The following is a 221-nucleotide window of genomic DNA, read 5'->3' as shown; positions in this document are numbered from 1 at the left end:
GAAACCGTTGTGTTGCCAATTACACCATAGGCCAATAAAGACTGGCGCTTTCACACTGTCTTTGTACCCCGTACGGGATTTGAACCCGTGTTACCGCCGTGAGAGGGCGGCGTCCTAGGCCGCTAGACGAACGGGGCTTAGAACTGAATTCGACTCAACTAATCAAGAGACTAACCAAGCGAATTCCGCTGGCCTACCAGGACTCGAACCTAGAATGACGG

The 221-nt window shown here is 52.5% G+C and carries 1 tRNA gene; it reads right to left on the bottom strand.

The features are described 5' to 3' along the window. Positions 1-64: 64 nt before the first annotated feature. Positions 65-137: transfer RNA gene (locus tag HMPREF2614_RS07930), tRNA-Glu, on the bottom strand. Between the last annotated feature and the right edge of the window lie 84 nt (positions 138-221).

The sequence above is a fragment of the Corynebacterium sp. HMSC074C11 genome (assembly GCF_001809455.1).
Classification (GTDB): Bacteria; Actinomycetota; Actinomycetes; order Mycobacteriales; family Mycobacteriaceae; genus Corynebacterium; species Corynebacterium amycolatum.
The sequence above is the reverse complement of the archived record's forward strand: the minus strand, read 5'-3'. Positions and strand labels throughout refer to the sequence as shown.